The 2338-nt window shown below is 64.1% G+C and carries 1 protein-coding gene; it reads left to right on the forward strand.

Features of this window, described 5'->3' with window-relative positions; genetic code table 11:
* Positions 1 to 2338, forward strand: a 2338-nt coding sequence (locus NZM16_RS03590; RefSeq protein WP_295478603.1) for a S8 family serine peptidase, incomplete at both ends; no start/stop codon positions are given.

Genomic DNA, 2338 nt, shown 5'->3' on the forward strand with positions numbered 1-2338 from the left:
GGGCGGTCGGCCAGATCCGGGATGCCAACCTGATCAAGCTGGCAGGCCTGCCGGGCGTGGTATCGGTGATCTCCACTGAGACTTATCGGCCAATGCCCGCGCCGGGCGAGGAGGAGTTCAAGCCGACCCGGCCCCAGCTAACGGCCGATCAGATTAAGACCATCCTTCAGAAGGGCGGCAAGAGGCTGTTGCGCCAGAAGCTTCGGGAGCTGCAACCCCAGCGAGCTCCCCGCCCTGAACCTCGAAGGGAGGGCTTTGCTCCCCCCGCTTCCGGAGGCCGTATCGCCCCCACCTCCGTGAAGGTGCGGGAGATCCACGGCGCTGGCGCTGCCCATACCAAGGGCTTCACCGGCACAGGGGTGATCGCTGCCGTGGTGGACACGGGGGTGGACTTCGGCCATCCGGACCTCCAGGGCACCCAGGCCCGCATCCCCTCCGGCCCCTACGCCGGCTGGCCCATGGCTTACAACACCCTATCGGGCATCTTCTACGCTCTCGGCTATCCCACGATTGGGCCTGATACTTACTGGGGCTGGGTCATGTGGACCTGGTATGCGCACACCCTGCCGGTGGTGAATCCGACCTGCACCGCAGTGACATGCACGGCGAACCTGAAGATCGACTTCGGCTCTGATGCTGGCTGGCCCTGGCCTCCGGTTACACTCACTTTCGTTTTCTCGAATACTTCGAAGAGCGGCCGGTATTACTACACGGTCCATCCGGATTTCTACCACCTAGTTGCTGGCTTTAACCTCGGCCTGGGCTATGCCGCCACCAACATCGCTCCTGCCGCCGTCCTCGTGGTCGACGAGACCACCGCTGGCGTCTACGATACCGTGTATGTGGATGTGGACTTTGACCAGCGCTTTACGGATGAGAAGCGCATGCGCAGGGGCGACGAGCTGGCCGGGGCGGATCTCTTCGATGCAGCAGGCGCCCCCGGGCCAGATGGGATCTGGGACCTTTCTGCAGGCATCCTGACATGGATCGCTGATGGCAGCAATCCGCCGCCGGGGGTCTCCATGCTTTATCCCGGTGTGCCTGTCCCCGCAGCCGGGCGCTTGATCTCCTTCGTGGGGGATGAGGACGGCCACGGCACCAGCAGCGCCAGCGAAATCGCTGCCCAGGGGATCATCACCGATCCCGAGTGGTTTGGCCCTATCAATCCTCTCTTCGCTGGCGCTGAGAACATTGGGGGCGCCGGCGGGCCGGTGCTGGCTGGGATGGCCCCAGGCGCGAAGATCGCAGCGTTCCAAAACGGGTTCTGGTTCCCCTTCGACTCCTGGACCCTCTCTGCGCTGGGCTTTGACGGCCAGCCCAACTCTGGAGACGAAGCACACATTGTGAACAACTCATGGGGAGCCAGCGCCACAATCAACGACGGCTGGGATGCTACCTCCCGCTTCGCCCACTGGCTCAACCGCAATTACGCGCCCAACACGGCCTTCTTAGTGGCGACCGGCAACGGCGGCCACGGTTACGGCACGGTCGTCGAGCCCGACGGCGGCTCCATCATCGATGTGGGTGCCAGCACGTCCTATGGCTCCCTGATCTACTTCGAGCTCGTGGAACCAGATCAGTTCACCTGGGGTGACGTCCAGCCGTGGTCCAACCGCGGGCCGGGCACCCTCGGCGACGTAGCCCCCGATGTGGTCGCGGTGGGTGCCTGGGGCACGGCGGCGCAGCCGTTGAACATTTATTACGGCAACGGCCAGGCCGCATATGACGCCTATGGCGGCACCTCTATGGCCACGCCGGTGGCAGCGGGCAACCTGGCCCTCATTTACCAGGCCTTCCGGGCCAAGAACGGCCGCTGGCCCACCTGGCAGGAGGCGAAGGCCCTCCTCCTCAACTCTGCCCGCGACCTGGGCTACGACGTCCTGACCCAGGGCTCCGGCAACGTGGACGCCGACCGGGGCACCGACATCGCCGCCGGGCGGAACTACGGCTTCTGGGTAGAGCCGGCCCAGTGGGTGGCCGGGAACTACCGGGGCCAGGAATATCCAGCTTTCCCGGCCATCATGCACCCCGGCGGGACGGCGGTCAAGACCTTCACGATTCGCAACACCTACACCGACACCTACTCTGTGAGCCTCTCCGACGCCGTCCTCCAGAGGGTGCACGAGGTCACCTTCACCCTCTCCTTCCCATCCTTCGGCCCGCCGCCCTTCACTCGCCCGACCTGGATCACGGACATCACTGATCTCATTGACACCTACGACCCGGACCTGGTGCGGGCCCAGGTAGTCTTCCCATATAGCGTGTTTGACACAGATTATGATTATTTCTCTGAAAACGGCTGGCGGGTCCTTTTCTATGACTGGAAGGACCTGAACGG

It is taken from the genome of Thermoflexus sp. (assembly GCF_025055495.1).
In the GTDB taxonomy this organism is placed as follows: domain Bacteria; phylum Chloroflexota; class Anaerolineae; order Thermoflexales; family Thermoflexaceae; genus Thermoflexus.